Below are 16725 nucleotides of genomic sequence, written 5' to 3'. Positions count from 1 at the left end.
GGGGGGGTTGGGGGGGGGGCCGGGGGGGGGGGGGGGGGGGGGGGCCCCCCCCCCCCCGACGCTGAGCGACCCGGTTGTCCCGGATCACGGCCGGAAGCGGCGGTGAGTGACCCGCTTCCGGCGAAGGGTGATACGTGGTGCTAGCCGCGGATCCGCGCCGCGAGCGCGTCGCCGACCTCGGAGGTCGAGCGCACCGCGGCGCCCTTCTCCGCGGCGTCGGCCGCGACAGCGGCCTCGACCTTGGCCGCGAGCTCCCCGTAGCCGAGGAAGTCCAGCAGCATGCCGACCGAGAGGACGGTGGCCGACGGGTCGGCCTTGCCCTGACCGGCGATGTCGGGTGCCGAGCCGTGGACCGGCTCGAACATCGACGGTGCGGTCTTGTCAGGGTTGACGTTGCCCGACGCCGCGAGCCCGATGCCGCCGGAGATGGCCGCCGCCTCGTCCGTGAGGATGTCGCCGAACAGGTTGTCGGTGACGATCACGTCGAACGATGCGGGGTCCGTGACCAGCTTGATGGTCGCGGCGTCCACGTGCAGGTAGTCCCACGACACGGTCGGGAACTCCTGCGCGACGGCTTCGACCGAGCGACGCCAGAGGTGGCCCGCGTGCACGAGCACGTTGTGCTTGTGCACCAACGTCACGTGCTTGCGGTCACGCTTGGACGCCACGTCGAACGCATAGCGGACCACGCGCTCCACACCGTGACGGGTGTTCACGGACACCTCGGTCGCGATCTCGTGCGGCGTGCCGACGCGCAGAGCGCCGCCGTTGCCGACGTACGGACCCTCCGTGCCCTCGCGCACCACCACGAAGTCGATGTCGCCCGGGTTGGCCAGCGGCGACACCTCCCCCGGGTACAGGCGCGACGGACGCAGGTTGACGTACTGGTCGAGCGCGAAGCGCAGCGGCAGCAGCACGCCACGCTCGAGCACGCCCGACGGGACCGTCGGGTCGCCGATGGCGCCCAGCAGGATCACGTCGTTGCCCTTGATCGCCTCGAGGTCGGTGTCCGTCAAGGTCTCGCCGGTGGCGTGCCACCGGTTCGCGCCCAGGTCGAACTCCGTCGTGTCGAAGGCGATGCCCTGACCCTCGATCGCGGCGGCGAGGCACTTCAGCCCCTCCTTCACGACCTCCGGGCCGATGCCGTCACCCGCGACGACCGCGAGCTTGTAGACCTTCTCCGCGTCGGCCGGGCCGACGCGCGGGTTGTCGAGCAGCGTCACTGTGCCGTCCTCAGCGAGCGGCCGAGCCGTCGACGTAGTCCTCGTCCACCTTGGCGTCGGACCACGAGAACAGGGCGCGGAGCTCCTTGCCGGTCTTCTCGATCGGGTGCGACTCCTCCTTCTCGCGAAGGGACGTGAACTCCGGAGCGCCGGCGTCCTGGTCCGCGATGAAGCGCTCGGCGAACGCACCCGTCTGGATGTCGCTGAGGATCCCCTTCATGGCTTCCTTCGTCTCGGGGGTGATGACGCGCGGGCCGGACACGTAGTCGCCGTACTCGGCGGTGTCGGAGATGGACCAGCGCTGCTTGGCGATGCCGCCCTCCCACATGAGGTCCACGATCAGCTTCATCTCGTGGAGCACCTCGAAGTAGGCGATCTCGGGCTGGTAGCCGGCCTCGGTGAGGACCTCGAATCCGGTCTGGACCAGGTGCGACATGCCACCGCAGAGGACGGCCTGCTCACCGAACAGGTCGGTCTCGGTCTCCTCGGTGAAGGTGGTCTTGATGACGCCGGCGCGCGTGCCGCCGATGCCCTTCGCGTAGGACAGCGCGGTCGCCCAGGCGGTGCCGGACGCGTCGACCTCGACGGCGATGATGTCCGGGATGCCGCGGCCCGCGACGAACTCGCGACGCACGGTGTGGCCCGGGGCCTTCGGGGCGATCAGGATGACGTCGACGCCCTCGGGAGCCTCGATGTAGCCGAAGCGGATGTTGAAGCCGTGCGCGAACGCGAGGGTCTTGCCGGGCGCGAGGTTCGGCTTGATCTCGTCGTTGTAGATGGTGCGCTGGTGCTGGTCGGGCGCGAGGATCATGATGAGGTCGGCCCACGCGGACGCGTCGGCGACGTTCATGACGGTGAAGCCGTCGTTCTCGGCCTTCGCGGCCGACTTCGAGCCATCGCGCAGCGCGACGCGGACGTCGACGCCGGAGTCGCGCAGGTTCTGCGCGTGGGCGTGGCCCTGCGAGCCGTAGCCGACGATCGCGACCTTCTTGCCCTGGACGATCGAGAGGTCGGCGTCCTTGTCGTAGAACATCTCAGCCATGCGGTTTTCGCTCCTTGTTCGGGGTGTGTGGGGTACGGGTGAACCGCCGTCTGCGACGGCGGACGGTTGAGGTCAGGCGGTGACGCGCTCAAGGGCGCGCTCGGTGATGGATCGCGAGCCGCGGCCGATCGCCACGGTGCCGGACTGGACGATCTCGCGGACGTCGTGCGGGGCGAGCGCGGCGAGGAGGGCCTGGAGCTTCTCCGAGGTGCCGACCGCCTCGATCACGACCGAGTCAGGAGCGACGTCCACGACGTGGGCGCGGAACAGGTCCACGATCTGCAGCACGTCGGCACGCTGGCGGGCATCCGCGCGCACCTTGATGAGCAGCAGGTCGCGCTGCACCGAGCGGTCGCGCTCGAGCTCCACGATCTTGAGCACGTGCACCAGCTTGTTGAGCTGCTTGGTGACCTGCTCGAGCGGCAGCTCGTCGACGTCGACGACCACCGTGATCCTGGAGATCTCGGGGTGCTCCGTCTGGCCCACCGCGAGCGAGTGGATGTTGAACGCCCTGCGGGAGAACAGTCCGGCAACGCGTGCGAGCACGCCGGGCTTGTTCTCGACCAGGACCGAGAGGGTGTGGGTGGTCATGCGTTCTCCTCGCGCTCCCACGCCGGGGCGACGCCCCTGGCGTACTGGATCTCGTCGTTGCTGACGCCCGCGGCCACCATCGGCCACACCATGGCGTCGCGCGACACCGTGAAGTCGACGACCACCGGGCGGTCGTTGATCTCGTTGGCTCGCTTGATCGTGGCGTCCACGTCCGCATCGGACTCGCAGCGCAGGCCGACGCAGCCCATCGCCTCGGCGAGCTTCACGAAGTCGGGCACGCGGATGGTGCCATGGCCCGTGTGAAGGTCGGTGTTCGAGTAGCGGGACTCGTAGAACAGGGTCTGCCACTGACGCACCATGCCGAGCGACGAGTTGTTGACGATCGCCACCTTGATGGGGATGTTGTTCAGCGCGCAGGTGACCAGCTCCTGGTTGGTCATCTGGAAGCAGCCGTCGCCGTCGATCGCCCACACCTGCTTGTCCGGCGCGCCCACCTGGGCGCCCATCGCGGCGGGCACGGAGAAGCCCATGGTGCCCAGGCCTCCCGAGTTGATCCACGTGTTGGGGTGCTCGTACTTGATGAACTGGCTGGCCCACATCTGGTGCTGGCCCACGCCCGACGTGTAGATCGTCGTGTCGGGGTCGTTCAGCTCGCCCAGGCGCTGGATGACGTACTGAGGGTTGGACAGCCCGTCGGCGGTCTCCTGGTAGCCGAGCGCGTAGGTGGTGCGCCAGTCGTCCAGCTGCTGCCACCAGGCCTCGAGGTCCGGCTTGCCGTGGCGCTCGTGCTCCTGCGCGAGCGCGGGCACCAGCTCGTTGAAGACGTCCTTGAGGTCGCCCACGATCGGCACGTCCACGGCACGGTTCTTGCCGATCTCCGCCGGGTCGATGTCCGCGTGCACGATCGCGGCGTGCGGAGCGAAGCTGGAGAGCTTGCCGGTCACGCGGTCGTCGAAGCGGGCGCCGAGGGCGACGATGAGGTCGGCCTTCTGGAGGGCGGCCACCGCGGCGACGGTGCCGTGCATGCCGGGCATGCCCAGGTGCTGCGGGTGCGAGTCGGGCAGCGCGCCACGTGCCATGAGCGTGGTGACGACGGCGGCGCCGGACAGGTCCGTGAGCTTGCGCAGGCCGGCGGAGGCGCCGGAGCGGATCACGCCGCCTCCCACGTACAGCACGGGACGACGCGCGGTGGCGAGCAGGCGCGCGGCCTCCTGGACGGTCTTCGCGTGCGGCTTGGCGCCGGAGTTGAAGCCTGGCAGGTCGATGCGCTCGGGCCACTGGAACTCGGTCATGGCCTGCTGCGCGGACTTGGCGACGTCCACGAGCACGGGGCCGGGGCGGCCGTGGCTCGCGATGTAGAACGCCTCGGCGATCGCCCTGGGGATCTCCGCGGGGTCCTTCACGAGCACGTTGTGCTTGGTGATCGGTGCGGTGATGCCGACGATGTCGGCCTCCTGGAACGCGTCGGTGCCGATCAGCGCGGCGCCCACCTGGCCGGTGATGGCGACCATGGGGATCGAGTCCATGTTCGCGTCGGCGATCGCGGTGACGAGGTTGGTGGCGCCAGGGCCGGAGGTGGCGATGCAGACGCCGACCTTGCCGGTGGCGTGCGCGTAGCCCTGCGCAGCGTGGCCCGAGCCCTGCTCGTGGCGCACGAGGATGTGCCGGAGCTTGGTGGAGTCCATCAGCGGGTCGTACGTGGGGAGGATCGCGCCGCCCGGGAGGCCGAAGACGTCGGTCGCGCCGGCGTTCTCGAGCGATCGGATGATCGCCTCGGCGCCGGTCATCTGGCGGCCGTTGAGCTCCGGGTCCGGGTCCGCGTAGGGCGTCGGAAGGGCGCCGACGGGACCCGTGGGGGCCACGCCGCCGCTTCCGGCGGGGCGCGGCGAGGTCGGCGGTGCGGTGGGCTTCGCCTTCACCTGTGCCATCTTCTCTCCTGCTCTGCTTCGAGGATGCGGGGCGGTCGACGTCCGCCCCGCATGAAAAAACCCCTTCGCCGGAAGGCTTCGGGGAGGATGCGCGCGGACGATGCCGGGTCGTGGACTAGTGGTCCGCGCGCCCGATAAGTACTACGACGATCGCCTGCATGTCTTCACAGTACGCCCGGCTCGGGATCCACGACGACGAATCGGGGAAGAATCTCACATCGTGGTTCACCGTTTTACATAGTGAGACGCGATGGAGGGTTGCCACGTGGCCTCTGACCCTCCCCCGACAGTACGCACCACTCTCACAGCCGACACGCCGCGGCACGATCGAGCGAGGCGACGACACTCGGGGTGTCGCGCCAGGAATTGGTTCGTACTGTCTGGCGGGCGCGGGGCGAAGGAGGGCGGGCGCGGCGCAACCGCGTGGGACCGCACCGCGGGGCGAGGGAAGGCGGGCGGCGGCCCCCGCCTCAGTCTGCGGGCGGCGCGGAGACGGTGAGCAGGAGGTCGTCGAACTGCCACTCGCCGACCAGCGAGGCGTCTGCCAGGTCCACAAGCCCGATCGCCGTCACCTCGCCGGTCGGGAGTCCGCAGCGCAAGGCGAGCAGGCCTCCCGACGAGTCCACGCCCTCCGGGAAACCAGAGGGGCACGACCACGTGACCGATCCGAGGCCCGCGCCGGGTGCGTCGAACACCTCGACCTCCCAGGCGGTCTCGATGCCGCCGCTCTCGTCACCAGACAAGTACGCAGAGATCCACTCGTCCCGTCCTTGGGCCTCAAGCCGCACGTGGCGCTCGCTGACGCGGTCGTAGAACGCCTGCACCACTCGGGCCTCGAAGCGAGGCTCGGCGAACAGCCCGTCGTACATCGGAAGCGAGACCTCGGTGGCAGAGCCGTCCGAGATGTCGACCAGGAACATGGCCGCCACTCCGGCAGGCTCGGAGCCGGGCGCGAGGCGCGCGACATACGCGGTGGAGGCATCCCTCCAGCCCGCGAACGCGTAACGATCCGCAGGATTCGAGAACGTCGCGATCTGCGTCATCTCCCCCGTCGCCGCATGGGCGACGAAGACGGCCGTCGTGCCCGCGCTGTCGCCGCTCCTCTCAAGGAAGCAGAGCACAGGAGCGTCGGCGCCGGGTCCCACGAAGTATGAAAGGTCCTGCCACATCGTGCCGAGCCCATAGCCGTCCCAGCCCTCCTGGGGGCACAACGTGGACTGCGAGCCGTCGGCATCGATCAGGTCCATGCCGGTCAGGTACCCGTAGAGCACGTCAGCGCGGCCGTACCCGAAGGCCGAGGTGATGCTCATCATCGAGCCGGTGCGCAGCGGGACGAGCTGCCCGGCGACGAGCTCGCGAGTCGGCGCCGTGGCCTCTCCGGTGCGCGCGTCGATCGCCATCAGCCTCACGCCGTCCATATCGGGTCCGGACACGGCGGCTGTCTCGAGCCACAGGTCCGACCCGTCCCACGCGGCCACCTCGCCCGCACCGGTTCCCTCGAACCCGCGCACCGCGTACCACTCGCCAGCAGGCGACAGCAGCGAGATGCCCACGTCAGGCTCGATGGCGTCGTGCCAGTCGAAGTCGAGCTCTCCGCTCTCGTCATAGCCGCCAGCCGGCCCAGGCGACGCGCCCGCCACGACGAACCAGCCGGCGCCGAGCTCATCCCAGGGGACGGCCTCGGCGGGCAGGTGAGGGACCGGGAGGAACCCGTCGAGCAGCGTCGCCTCGAAGGTGGGAGCCGGAGCGGAGGACGACGGGCTAGCCGAGACCTCCGTAGGCGAAGGCGTGGGCGTCGCGGGCGGGACCTCGGACGCGCCGCCACCCCACAGGACCACACCGGCGGCGGCCGCGCCGACGACCGCGACGGAGGCCGCGACGGCGCCGACGCGCATCGTCCGGGCACGGGTGCGGGCCGACCTCGACCGGGCGACCATCGCGTCGACCGCTCTCTCGTCGGGGGCAGGCTCGCGTGACGCGAGCTGCTCGGACCTTGCGCGCAGGAGACGGCCGAGGTCGTCGTCGTGGATGCCGTTCACAGTGACCCCTTCGTGACGATCGGGGCGGGCGAGGGATGGTCGTCCGGATCCGCCGTGGTGCCGAGAGCCGCGTTGAGAGCGCGGATCCCGTCGGACGTGTAGCGCTTGACCGCGCCTGGGCTGAGGCCGAGGAGGTCGGCCGTCTGCTGGATCGACTGGTCGTCGAGGTATCGCAGGATCACGCATGCGCGCACCCTGGGCGTCAGGTCGGCGAGCGCGCGGTCGATCTCCCGGGACCAGGCCGGCTCGGGGTCGTGATGGGCTTGCGGGATCAGCGTCGCGAGCCGCAGGGTCGCGTTCCGTTCGCGGCCCGTGCGCCGGTGCTCGTCGAGGGCACGCGTGGTGATCGCCTTCCTGACGTACGCCTCGGCGGCAGCCTCGGAGGGGAACCTGCGAGGCTTCGAGAAGACCGCGACGAGCGCGTCCTGCACCACGTCGTCGGCGCCGTCGCGGGTGCCGCGCATCATCGTCGCGAGCGCGATCAGCCTGCCGTATCTGTGCTCGCACAGGTAGGCCAGCAAGCCGTCCGGATCCATGTCTGCCCCTCTCACACCGTAGGAACGGCGCAGCGTCCCGAAAGGTTGTGCGAGGAACGCTACCGGGGGCGCCGGCGGGTGCTCTGGTGCGGAGGTCCGTGTCGCAGAACGATTGCTGACCAGGCCCGATCAGGACCCAGGTCCCAATTGACACATTGTCAATAAGGTCTACGGTCAAGGCATGGACCAGCGCCGATCCCGCACCGTGAAGCCTCCCGAGGAGCGCCGCGAGGAGATCGTCGACGCCGCCCGCACCCTCTTCGCCCGGCAAGGGGTACGCGCGACCACGTTCCAGCACATCGCCGACGAGGTGGGCGTCGCCCGCAGCCTCGTCTACCACTACGCAGGGTCCATGGAGCGGCTCGTGGACCAGGTGCTCGACGCCTGCGTCCAGGACTTCGCCGACGAGCTGCGCGCCTGGGACGCCGCCCGCACCCCAGGAGACATCGACGGCGCCGTCGCGTCGTACGTCCAGCTCTTCCGACGCAACATGCCCCACCGGATCGACGGGGAGGCGCGCACCGCGAACCCCCTCCCCCGCTTCGACGACGCGGGCCTCTACGTCCGCTACCTGGACCAGTCGATCACCGCGCTCCTCGACGTGCTCGAGGAGACCACCATCCCCGCCTACGCGGCCCGCCACACCATCGAGATCACCCACGTGCGAGAGACGTTCGCCATGCTGCTCCACGGCATCATCGGCCTGATCCGCACGAACCCAGCGCTCGGCGACGACGTGCTCGCCGACATCGTGCGCCAGACCCTCCGGCTGGCGCCGCACCCCACCCGGGGCCCCGACCGGGATCAACCCTCCGCGGACGCGTAGCCCGCGGAACGCTTCTCAAGGAGAGAGCAATGTTCCTGTTCGAATCGATCACGCTGGCCCAGGGGGTCATGTGGTTCGTGGTGCTCGGAGCCCTGATCGGGCTCAACGAGCTCTCGCGCCGCGGCCCCTACGCCGGCATGTTCTTCTTCATCGCCGTACCCGTGCTGCTCACGATCTTCGTGTGGCCGCACACCGCCGGCGAAGGTTCCTCCACCGGCACGTGGTTCCACTGGGTCAAGGTCTACTCGGCGCTGGCAGGCTGCCTGGGATTCCTCGCGATCCGGTACATCCCGCGCCTCGCGAAGAACAAGTACGCGCTGATGTTCCCTGCGGGGATCCTCGCGCTCAACATCCTCGAGGCGTGCATCCGCGACTTCCAGGTGGGCGCGATGGGCGCCGACGGCATGGTCGACGGCGTCTACATGCTCTCCGGCTCGTGGAACTACATGAACGGCATCGCCGGCCTCATCAACCTGCTCGCGATCACCGGCTGGATGGGCATCTACATCTCGCGTGACAAGACCAAGGACATGATCTTCCCCGACATGATCTGGCCGTGGATCATCGCGTACGACATCTGGAACTTCGCGTACGTCTACAACTGCGTGGGCGACCACTCGTTCTACGCAGGCGCCGCGCTGCTCATCAGCTGCACGATCCCGGCCTTCTTCATCCGCAAGGGCGCATGGCTCCAGCACCGCGCGCACACGCTCGCATTCTGGATGATGTGGACGATGGCGGTGCCGGCCTTCGTCGGCGACTCCCAGTTCTCGGTCGAGTCCTCGCACGACCCGGTCGCGCTCTTCACCGTCTCCGCCCTCGCGCTCGCCGCGAACGTGGCGCTCGCCGTCCTCCAGATCACGAAGATGGTCAAGGGCCGCAAGAACCCGCTCAAGGTCGAGATCTACGACGACACGGAGGCGTACAAGCAGGTCGTCGAGACCATCCCCGGCGCCCGTCCCGAGCAGCTCGCCGCGGCAGGCGTCGAGCGCAAGGAGACCGTGGGCGTCTGACGTCAACGCAATGGACCGGAACAGGTCCGCACCGCTCCCCGAGGGGCCCCGGAGATCACTCTCCGGGGCCCCTCGGCATACCGCGGATGGATGACATCGAGAGCCTGCGACTGGACGATGCGCGTGCACCCTGCCCCGGGGCAACGTGGAGTCATCGCCCAGACAAGGAGAGACACCATGACAGACCACCCCGCGTTCGTCGCCTACGACTACCTCACGATCGCTGCCCCGCGGGAGCTCGAATCGCTCCACGCAGACACGTACCGGAACTTCGGGTGGGACCTCGAGTCCCGCGCATTCGACCCTCGCCGCCCCGGCACGGTCGTGCTCAAGATCAAGCGCGACCGACGCGTCAAGAACCGCGCCGCGGTGATGGCGCTTCAGCGCCGTTGCGCGGCCGCACTCGACAGCATCGCTCAGCTCGAGCGGTCGAAGTCGGCGGCCGCTCTGCAGGTCTCGCTGGGCTTCGGCATCGTCGGCTCCGCACTGATGGCCGTCTCCGTGTTCGCGATCACGGACTGGGACCTTCCCGCGCTCACCGTCATCGCAGGTGCGCTGGGTCTTCTGGGTTGGACGGCGGGCTACTTCAGCCACGCCAGGGTGCAGGCGCGCCGCGCAGCGGCCGTCGCCCCGCTGATCGACGAGCAGTACGAGGTCGTCTACGCCACGAGCGAGGAGGCGGCCACCCTGTTGGCCGGGGCCGACGCCTGACGCGGCGGGACGTCACCACGAACCGCAGCCAAGGAGGGGACGCCTACTCCTCCGCGGTCAGCACCAGCATCGAGGCCTCCGAAGCGGAGGTGCGCTCGAAGAACCAGAACATCTGCGACCCGTCGGAGCTCCAGATCGGCGCGAGCACCGGACGGCTCGGGAAATCCGCGGTGTAGAACACCGCCACGGAGTCGCCCGGCGCGTCCTCCCAGCTCGAGACGAACGCGAAGTCGGGCCCTCGGTAGTTGTAGATGAACGCCGCACCCGAGCGATCCGGGAGCATCGTGGCGTACTGCATGGCGGCGCCGGGATAGAGGAGATCGCCGTCGAGCTCCCACGGCACCGTGGCAGAGTCCACGTCCACCAGCGCGAGGCTGCGCTGGGAGTGCGTGCCTCGGACCACCATCACCGTGTGCGCGTCGACCCAGTCGAGCGAGAGGGCGTCGGTCTTCGCAGTGACGAGCGACCGGTAGTCCGACCCGTCCGCGTCGATCACGGCGATGCTTCGCGACGCCTGACCCTTGGGCATCCAGAACACTGCGCGCGAGCCGTCGTCGCTGAATCGCAGCCGCGAGGCGATGTGCACCGCGGACTCCGGCACCGCGGTCACGGTCGCGGTGTCGCTGCCCAGGTCGTACAGGATGAGCTGCCTCGTCCCGTTCGCCGAGGACCACAGGAAGATGCCGGAGCCGTCCGGCACGAAGCCTGCGGACGAGGAGGCTCCGACGGTCTGGGTGGACCCGTCCGACAGGTCGACGAGGACCACCGACTTGGACTGGAGGTCGTGGTCGAGCCACGCGCGGTGGTCGTCGGAACCGAGCGTCACCGCCGCGAAGCGGCCGTCGTTGGTCACCTCGACGCTCTTCACCCACGCACCATCGAGGTCTCCGAGCTCGCGCGCTTCACCCGTCGCGGCATCGACGAGGGTGAGCCCCACCGGGCCGCCGTCCTCGGGCATCGCGATCAGCGCGAGGTGGTCCTGACCCGGCACCCACGCAGCCGATGACGCATTCGTCCAGACCCCGGGACCGTGATCGACGCCGGTCTCCACGTCGATGAGCTGAACCGTGGTGTCGTACTCGTCGAGCTGGGCGTACACCATCATGAAGTCGTCGTCCGGCGACAGTTCTGCCGAGGTCACGAAGTCGGCGATCTCGATCAACGTGCCCGTGTCCGCGTCGTCATACGGGTTGGCGTAAGGCGCATCACGCCCGATCTCCACCACATCCACGCCGGGGGCGACGGAGGGAGACGCGGAGGCCGAGGGGCTCGGCTCTGCCGCGGCGGACGGCGCGGTGCCAGCCGTGGCCGATGTCGCAGGCGACCCGGCCGACGTCACGGAGCTCGTGGGCGAGGCCGAGGGCTCCGCCGCGACCGTCTCCCCTGACCCGGCGACCTGGACGGCCGCGATCACGCCGATCAGCACGGCTGCGACTCCGGCGGTCGGCCCCCACACGATCGGCCGCTTCGCAGTCTGCAGCAGCCTGGAGGAGCGAGATCGGGAGACCACCTCGCTCGTCCCGGCGCCGCTCCGAGCTCGCGGGTCTCGAGGTTCCGCGCCCTCAGAGATCAACGGGTGACCACGTAGAGTCGAGCCTTCGCAGTCTCCGCCGGGTAGTCGCCTCCCGCGCACCACACGAGGGTGTCGCCGTCGGCAGACCACGTCGGATCGCAGGAGGAGCTGCCCGCCACTGCCGAGGCGAGCGGCGTGACGGAGCCGTCGAGCGCGACGAGGATCGGCTGCACAGTCGACGCCGTCGAGTTGGTGCCAGAGGTGATGACCATGGTCACCACGCCGGAGCCGTCGGGCGCCCACGAGAGACCGAGGAGACGCTGGTCGTTGGCGAGCGACAGGTCTGCCCACACCACGGGGCCACCGATGGATCTCACCATGCCGAGGCGATCGGTGGACTGCTCGTAGTCGGCCGCCGTGAAGGCGACGCGGGAGCCGTCGCGGGCCAGCGCCGTGTCCTGAACGTTGCCCGTGATGGTGGCGAGCGTCCCGTCACCGTCCCCGGAGGGGTGCGCGTTGCGCAGAGTCGCGCTGGAGGTGGACGAGTTCTGCCCGTAGATCATGAGATCGCGGTCGAGGTCGATGAGGTAGTCGGACCCGCCGGATGCCTGATTCCTGCTTCCCCCGTCGCCGATGCCACGGGTCCTCTCGCCGTATCCGTTGGAGCCCATGGTCGCCATGTGCGTGCGAGAGCCCTCTGCCGTGGTGAACACGATCCCCTCGGCTCCGTACACCGCATCCGAACCCACACCGAGCTCGACGTAGTCCCCGCTCGCCACGTCGATCACGCCGAACGCATGGACCGCCGGGTCGAGGTCATAGGCGTCGTAGACGCTGCGGTGGGTGATGAGAAGGCAGGCTCCGTCGGACGACCATGCCAGCGAATCCACGAGCCTGCCGCCCCATGCGACCAGCTCGCGCTCGGCGCCCGTGGAGGGCTGGACGACCGTCACATGCATCGTCTCGTCCGCGGTCCAGCCGAGCGCGACGCGCGTGAGCGCGGGGTTCCACTCGGCGACCGCGTTCCCGAAGCCTCCGTGGGACGCGATCCTCGCACCGGTGGCCGTCTTCACGACCATGGCGGTCTCGACGCCCTCCTCGGAGCCGACGACCGTGAGGAAGGTCCCGTCCGCCGACAGGTGGGGGTCGAAGAAGCCTCCCCACTTGAGACTCTTGGGAGCCACGGCCTTGCTCGTCGCATCGGGATCGCCCATCATCACGCCGTCTGCCGAGGTGGAGACCGCGGTGGAGGAGGCGTCGGGCACGCAGAGGGTGGCAGTCGATGCGAGCGCGTCCCCATCCGCCGGAGCGCCGATGTCCTGACCTCCCTCAGGTCCCGCCGATGCCTCGGCTCCAGCGGTGGCAGACGACGACGGCTCGGGGGACGCCGTGGCCGAAGGTTCCGCGGTCGCGCTGGGTGACGTGCCATGCGAGCCGGACTGCGCGTCGGCGGACTCGCTGATCTCGGTCGGCGACGGAGTCGACGAGGCGACCCCAGCCGCCTCAGCATCGCCACCACCTGACACGGCGACGAACACGAGCGCACCGACGACAAGTGCGGCGACGCCCGCCGTCGGCCCCCATACGATCGGCTTGGAGAACGCCGCGTACCAGGGCTTCTGCCCCTTGCTGGCCACCTCGCTCGTCTCCGGCAGCTCGGAAGCTGCGCCCGGCTCCTCGTTCACTCGTGCCCCCTCGTTCTCAGTACTGAATCGAACCTAGCGCGATGACGATCGAGGCGACATCCCGCTCGGGCAACGATCTCGTCACATTTCGGCAGGGGCGAAGCACTGCTCACCCCCTGCACATGAAACGAGGCCGCTCGAGAGAAGGTTGGGGCCCCGGAGCAGATCGCTCCGGGGCCCCGCTCAGAAGACTCAGATCAGGCGAGCACTGCGCCCTTCGACGCCGACTGCACCATCCTCTGGTAGCGGCCGAGCACGCCCTTGGTGAAGCGCGGCGCGATGGGCTCCCAGCCCTCCTTGCGCGCGGCCAGCTCCTCGTCGCTGACGTGCAGCTCGAGCGAGCCGTCGGCCACGTTCAGCGTGATCTTGTCGCCGTCCTGGACGAACGCGATCGGACCGGCGTCGACCGCCTCCGGCGCGATGTGGCCCACGCACAGGCCCGTCGTCCCGCCGGAGAAGCGTCCGTCGGTGATGAGCAGCACGTCCTTGCCCAGCCCCGCACCCTTGATGGCGGCGGTGATGGCAAGCATCTCGCGCATGCCCGGACCACCCTTGGGACCCTCGTAGCGGATGACGACGCAGTCGCCGGCCTGGATGGTGCCGTCCTCGAGCGCATCGAGCGCGGCGCGCTCACGGTCGAAGACACGGGCAGTCGCCTCGAAGACCGAGTCGTCGAAGCCTGCGGACTTCACGACGGCACCCTCGGGGGCGAGCGAGCCCTTGAGGATCGTGATGCCGCCCGTCTTGTGGATCGGGTTGTTCATCGCGCGGACCACGCGGCCGTCGAGCTTGTTCGGCTTGAGGTCCTCGAGGTTCTCGGCGAGCGTCTTGCCGGTCACGGTCATGACGTCGCCGTGCATGAGGCCCTCGTCAAGGAGGCTCTTCATGACGGCGGGCACGCCGCCCACGCGGTCCACGTCGTTCATCACGAACTGGCCGAAGGGCTTGAGGTCGCCCAGGTGCGGCACCTTGGCGGCCACGCGAGCGAAGTCGTCGAGCGTGAGGTCCACGTCCGCCTCGTTGGCGATCGCGAGAAGGTGCAGCACCGCGTTGGTGGAGCCACCGAAGGCCATGACCACGGCGATCGCGTTCTCGAATGCCTCCTTGGTCATGATGTCGCGCGCGGTGATGCCCTTGCGGAGCATGTTCACCACGGCCTCACCCGACTTGTGGGCGTAGAAGTCACGACGACGGTCGGCCGAGGGCGGGGCGGCGGAGCCGGGGATCGACATGCCGAGCGCCTCACCGACGGACGCCATCGTGTTGGCGGTGTACATGCCACCGCAGGCACCCTCGCCGGGGCAGATCGCCTTCTCGATCGCCAGTCGATCCTCCTCGGACATGAGCCCGCGGGACACGGCGCCGACCGCCTCGAAGGCGTCGATGATCGTGACGTCCTTGCTGGTGCCGTCGGACAGCGTCACGTGACCCGGCATGATCGAGCCGGCGTAGAGGAACACCGACGCCAGGTCGAGGCGGGCCGCTGCCATGAGCATGCCGGGAAGCGACTTGTCGCAGCCGGCGAGCAGCACGGAGCCGTCGAGCCGCTCCGCGAGCATGACCGTCTCGACCGAGTCGGCGATGAGGTCGCGCGAGATCAGCGAGTAGTGCATGCCCTCGTGGCCCATCGAGATGCCGTCGGACACGGAGATGGTGCCGAACTCGAGCGGGTAGCCGCCGCCTGCGTGGACGCCCGACTTGGAGGCCTGGGCGAGGCGCTGGAGCGAGAGGTTGCAGGGGGTGATCTCGTTCCACGAGCTCGCGATGCCGATCTGGGGCTTCGCGAAGTCGTCGTCACCGAGGCCGACGGCGCGGAGCATGCCTCGCGCCGCTGTCGCCTCGATGCCGTCGGTCACCTGGCGGGAACGGGGCTTGATGTCGGGCGTCTCTGTCATGGGGCCGAGTCTAGGACCGGCCACGCGCGCGTGAGCGCCGAGGCCGAAAAAGAGCGCTTGACGTTGACGCCGCGTCAACTTCTACGCTGATGCCATGACCGAGACCGACACCACCTGGGACATCGCCCAGGTCGCACGCATGAGCGGGGTCACGAGCCGCACCCTGCGCCACTACGACGACAGGGGCCTCCTGACCCCCGCCTGGACCGGATCCGACGGGCGCCGGCACTACGGCCACACGGAGCTCCTGCGCCTCCAGCACATCCTTGTCCTGCGCGAGCTGGGCACAAGCCTCGACCGCGTCGCGCAGATCGTGGACGCGGAGGATCCGGCGACGGTGATCGCCCTCATGCGGGATCACCTCGACGGGCTCACCAGCGAACGCGACCGCTACGCCAGGCTCGCGGCCACCGTCGCGCGCACCATCGACTCCCTTGAGAAGGGCAAGCCCATGACAAGCGAACAGATCTTCGACGGCTTCGACCACGAGCAGTACGAGCCCGAGGCGAGAGAGCGCTGGGGCGACGACGCCGTCGACCGGGCGAACGCCAGCTGGCAGCGGCTCGGCGACGACGGGAAGAAGAGGCACATGCGCACCGACCGGGAGATCGTCGAGGCGCTCGGCGCGGCCGTCAGGGTCGGCTTCTCCCCCGGCTCCCAGGAGGTGCAGGAGGTCGTGGCGCGTCACCACGCCTGGCTGAGCGAGATCTGGACCCCGGATGCGGAGGCGTACAGGTCGCTCACGCAGATGTACGTGGACGACGACCGCTTCAGGGCGCACTACGACGAGGTTGCCCCGGGCGCTGCACGACTCCTGCGGGACGCCGCCGCGATCTACGCGGACGCGCACCTGTAGAAGACGCACGCCTCTAGGGGCTGACGCGCCCCGGGGGCCGGCCGAGCAGTGCCGGACACGTGGGGAATAGCAGCGCCGCTGCAGAGGTTGGATCGCGCAGCAGGACTGAACGCTTCATTCCCGCGCGGCCTTTTCGGCGCGCCACGACGAAAGGCGCCCATGGCCGACTTCGGATTGATGATCGGGCCTCTCCCCGAGGCGCGCACCACGCGTCGGCTGTCCGCGCTGCTCCAGCGGCTCATGCCCCGCGGCAGCCACAGCCTCACCGAGCTCATGTACGCCTCGCTCCCAGGCCACACCCCGTACACGGACGTGCCGACGCCCTCGGCGGGCCTTGCATGGCGGCGGTCCGTCGCCGCTCTCGACGCGCTGATCGTCGTCGCCCCCACTCACACCAGGTCGATCCCCGGCGTCCTGAAGAACGCTCTCGACTGGGCGGGCGCCGACGGCACTCCCGGGGCGCTTCGCGGGATGCCGGTCGCGATCGCGGGCGCGGCCGCGCCCGGCGCGGGCACGTTCGCGAGCCTCCAGCACCTGCGGACGGTGCTGTTGGACTCTGGCGCCGTCCTGCTCGGCCAGCCGGAGCGGACCTTCGAGGTGCCGGACGGCAGCCTGACGGACGACGGCACCTGCAGCGACGTGGAGCTCTTCCATGATGTCGAGGAGTTCCTGCGCGCCGCGGTGGGCCATGCGGTCCATGAGATGCGGGCGTCGGGGCGCGAGCCCTCGCCTGCGCTCATAGCGCCGCCGAGCCCCCTTGCGGGGATGGCGCGCCCTGCGCCGTCGGTCCCGCAGAGCCCTGAGGTGGGCATCCCGCTCGCGACTCGAGCCGGAGCCTCCGCTCCGATTTGATTGAATCCTCAACTATCTGGAATAGTTGAATAGTCATATAAGTTGACGTGGATA

General features: G+C 69.4%; 14 protein-coding genes. 5 read left to right on the top strand and 9 right to left on the bottom strand.

The annotated features are described in order from the left end of the window. Positions 1-140: 140 nt before the first annotated feature. The 6 genes from QQX04_RS02695 to QQX04_RS02670 form a co-directional block, all read right to left on the bottom strand. Positions 141-1217: a 3-isopropylmalate dehydrogenase gene (locus tag QQX04_RS02695; protein ID WP_301126025.1), complete on the bottom strand. Its 1077-nt coding sequence runs from the start codon at positions 1215-1217 to the stop codon at positions 141-143. A gap of 16 nt (positions 1218-1233) precedes the next feature. Continuing rightward, positions 1234-2265: a ketol-acid reductoisomerase gene (ilvC, locus tag QQX04_RS02690; RefSeq protein WP_301125996.1), complete on the bottom strand. Its 1032-nt coding sequence runs from the start codon at positions 2263-2265 to the stop codon at positions 1234-1236. Positions 2266-2337: 72 nt separating this feature from the next. Next, positions 2338-2856: an acetolactate synthase small subunit gene (gene ilvN / locus QQX04_RS02685; RefSeq protein ID WP_301125994.1), complete on the bottom strand. Its 519-nt coding sequence runs from the start codon at positions 2854-2856 to the stop codon at positions 2338-2340. Further along, complete coding sequence (locus QQX04_RS02680; protein ID WP_301125979.1) at positions 2853-4745, bottom strand: acetolactate synthase large subunit; 1893 nt, start codon at positions 4743-4745, stop codon at positions 2853-2855. Before QQX04_RS02680 ends, ilvN begins: the two co-directional genes overlap by 4 nt. A 470-nt stretch (positions 4746-5215) precedes the next feature. Beyond that, positions 5216-6784, bottom strand: a complete 1569-nt coding sequence (locus QQX04_RS02675) for a hypothetical protein (protein ID WP_301125977.1) — start codon at positions 6782-6784, stop codon at positions 5216-5218. Beyond that, positions 6781-7320 (bottom strand): RNA polymerase sigma factor, encoded by a 540-nt coding sequence (locus tag QQX04_RS02670; protein ID WP_301125975.1) that lies wholly within the window; start codon positions 7318-7320, stop codon positions 6781-6783. The genes QQX04_RS02675 and QQX04_RS02670 overlap by 4 nt, the downstream gene beginning before the upstream one ends. Positions 7321-7501: 181 nt before the next feature. On the opposite strand from QQX04_RS02670, the gene QQX04_RS02665 reads away from it, so the two are divergent. The 3 genes from QQX04_RS02665 (at position 7502) to QQX04_RS02655 (ending at position 9870) form a co-directional block, all read left to right on the top strand. After that, the gene (locus QQX04_RS02665) at positions 7502-8146 is read left to right on the top strand and encodes a TetR/AcrR family transcriptional regulator (RefSeq protein ID WP_301125973.1); all 645 of its coding nucleotides are present in this window, start codon (positions 7502-7504) and stop codon (positions 8144-8146) included. Between the two features lie 29 nt (positions 8147-8175). Further along, the gene (locus tag QQX04_RS02660; protein WP_301125971.1) at positions 8176-9159 is read left to right on the top strand and encodes a DUF5692 family protein; all 984 of its coding nucleotides are present in this window, start codon (positions 8176-8178) and stop codon (positions 9157-9159) included. 177 nt (positions 9160-9336) lie between these two features. Next, positions 9337-9870, top strand: a complete 534-nt coding sequence (locus QQX04_RS02655; protein WP_301125969.1) for a hypothetical protein — start codon at positions 9337-9339, stop codon at positions 9868-9870. 43 nt (positions 9871-9913) lie between these two features. On the opposite strand, the gene QQX04_RS02650 is transcribed toward QQX04_RS02655, so the two are convergent. From QQX04_RS02650 to ilvD, 3 genes are all read right to left on the bottom strand, one after another. Continuing rightward, positions 9914-11326: a WD40 repeat domain-containing protein gene (locus tag QQX04_RS02650; RefSeq protein ID WP_301125967.1), complete on the bottom strand. Its 1413-nt coding sequence runs from the start codon at positions 11324-11326 to the stop codon at positions 9914-9916. Positions 11327-11439: 113 nt separating this feature from the next. Then, positions 11440-13068, bottom strand: a complete 1629-nt coding sequence (locus QQX04_RS02645; protein ID WP_301125966.1) for a hypothetical protein — start codon at positions 13066-13068, stop codon at positions 11440-11442. A gap of 197 nt (positions 13069-13265) precedes the next feature. Beyond that, positions 13266-14963: a dihydroxy-acid dehydratase gene (gene ilvD, locus QQX04_RS02640; protein WP_301125965.1), complete on the bottom strand. Its 1698-nt coding sequence runs from the start codon at positions 14961-14963 to the stop codon at positions 13266-13268. A gap of 94 nt (positions 14964-15057) precedes the next feature. Here ilvD and QQX04_RS02635 point away from each other — a divergent pair, with 94 nt between their 5' ends. Further along, positions 15058-15819: a MerR family transcriptional regulator gene (locus QQX04_RS02635; protein ID WP_301125964.1), complete on the top strand. Its 762-nt coding sequence runs from the start codon at positions 15058-15060 to the stop codon at positions 15817-15819. A 159-nt stretch (positions 15820-15978) separates the two neighbouring features. Then, positions 15979-16671 carry an NADPH-dependent FMN reductase gene (locus tag QQX04_RS02630; protein ID WP_301125962.1) on the top strand — a complete coding sequence of 231 codons (693 nt, stop codon included), beginning with the start codon at positions 15979-15981 and terminating at the stop codon, positions 16669-16671. Positions 16672-16725: the final 54 nt, after the last annotated feature.

It is taken from the genome of Demequina zhanjiangensis (assembly GCF_030418315.1).
GTDB lineage: Bacteria > Actinomycetota > Actinomycetes > Actinomycetales > Demequinaceae > Demequina > Demequina zhanjiangensis.
This window is presented reverse-complemented; position numbering and strand designations above follow the sequence as displayed.